Origin of the sequence: Mesorhizobium sp. M7A.F.Ca.MR.362.00.0.0, assembly GCF_004023175.1 — a bacterium.
Taxonomy (GTDB): Bacteria; Pseudomonadota; Alphaproteobacteria; order Rhizobiales; family Rhizobiaceae; genus Mesorhizobium.
On sequence record NZ_RZTF01000620.1, the window covers coordinates 1 to 2,115 of the forward strand.

Annotated in this window: 1 protein-coding gene; it reads left to right on the top strand. The window is 65.3% G+C overall.

All coding sequences use genetic code 11. The features are described 5' to 3' along the window. Positions 1-2,115: S-layer family protein (locus EOC06_RS40480; protein ID WP_206631337.1), on the top strand; the 2,115-nt coding region annotated here is incomplete at both ends.

The window sequence follows — 2,115 nt, forward strand, 5'->3', positions numbered from 1 at the left end:
GCCAACCGCACCGGCGGTGCGGTGACCTTCACCGACCAGGTGACGATCGCCGGCGGCAACGGGGTTTCGATTTCGGGCGGCAGCGCCGCCGGCGCCGTGAATTTCAACGGTGGCCTCGACATCACCACCTCCGCCGCCACCGGCCTCGACTTCTCCGGGCTGAATGTCCTGACCATCGCCGATGCCGGCTCGACGACGATCAACGCCACCGGCCAAACGGCGGCGTCGCTGCAGGGCACGCTCGGCGCCGGCGGCGTAAATTTCGACAGCGTCACCGCCAGCGGCGGCGCCAGCGGCATCATCTTCGACGGCGTCGCCGGCACCTTCACCGTCACCGGGGCGACGACTATCACCGGCACAACGGGCGCCGGCATCAGTGCGGGCCCTGGCAACACCGGCACCTTCAATTTCGGCGCGCTCACGGTGAACAACGTCGCGACGGCGGGTAACGGCATCAACTGGGCAAGCGGCACGCTCAATGTTTCAGGCCTCGCCAATATCGACACCGCGGCCGGCGTGGGCATTATTCAGATCGATGGTACGACCAGCTTCACCGGCGGCATGACCATCGACACCACGACCGGGAACGGCATTATGGTAGGCAACGGCGCGATCAACATCAGCGCCACCAGCGGCGCCGAGACGCTGAATTCCACCCTTGGCGTAGCGATGACGCTCCAGGGTACTGCCGCAAACATCGCGCTGGACTCGACCTCGTCCGGCGGCGCCAACATCAATGTATTGTTGAACGGTGTCACCGGCACCGTCAGCCTTGGGACCGGTGCGCTGACAGGTGCAGCAAACGGCTCCTTCGTGGTCGCTGGCGGCACGGTCGCTGTCAGCTACGCCGGCACCGTGACCAACTCGACCGGGACGGGAACGGCGCTGATTGTCCAGGACCGGCTCGCCGGCGCCGGCCTCGTCTCTCTCAGTGGCAATCTGACGTCGAGCGCCGACGGCATACTGTTGCAGAACAATGCCGGCGGCATCGTGACGGTGACAGGCACCTCAAACAGCTTCATCGGCACCGGCACCGGCATCGCCATCGTCAACAACACCGGTGGCACCTACAACATTTCCGGCGCCAGCTACACCGTCAATAGCACCGCGCTCGCTGGCGTTTTCATGGCCGGCAACAGCAGCCCGGTAGTGGCCAATTTCGATGGCGGCGGGCTGAAGATTACCAACGGGTCGACGCAAGGCTTCTTCGCCTCGGGCGCCGGCACGATCAGCGTAACGGGCGCCGGCAACACAATCACGGCCACCGGCACCGGCACCGCGCTCAATCTCGATGGTGTCACGGTCGGCGCCGGCGGAGTGAATTTCTCCAGCATTTCGACCAGCAACGCCACGATCGGCATTGCACTGAACAATGTCGCGTCCTCGGGTGGCGGCGCCATCGCGCTCGGCACGGTCGATTTGCAAGGCATCATCTCGCGTGGCGTCGACGTTTCCGGCACGCTCGGTGCCGCACTGTCCTTCAGCGATCTCGACATTGGGCTGAACAGCCCAGGGGCCGTGGCCTTTGATCTCAACGGCGCGACCATCAACGCGGCAGTGACGGCCAACGATTTCGATGTCACCAACGCGTCCGCCGCCGGCGCCTCGATCGGCGTCGACCTGCGCGGCGCCATTGGCGGCCAGGTGGTGCGCCTCGGTGATGCCGCAGCCGGCGGCGCCAGCTCGAGCATTGCCGGCGTCAACACCGGCGTGTTCCTCAACAGCGCGACGAATCTCAACTTCACCTTTGGCGACGGCGAATCGACGACCGACCAGACCTCCACCATCAATGCCAATGTCGGCATCGACGCATCCAGCGCGCCGGTCGCCGGCACCTACAACTTCCAGGATGTCAAGTTCCAGTCGAGCCCCGGCCTCGGCTTCGGCATAGGCAAGATCTATTTCGTCGGGGCGGCGTCGACCGGCGACGGCAGCGGCCGCGACCAGAGCAATCTGGCGACGCTGGCCGACGCCGAATTCAACGCCGCGGCAAGCGACATCATCGTCCTCGTCAACGATGGTGGCGTCATCACCGCGGCCAGCACCAATGGCGACGACACGCTGCTGCTCCTGGCCAACGAACAGGTGCGCGGCTTCGACAATGGCAACATCAAT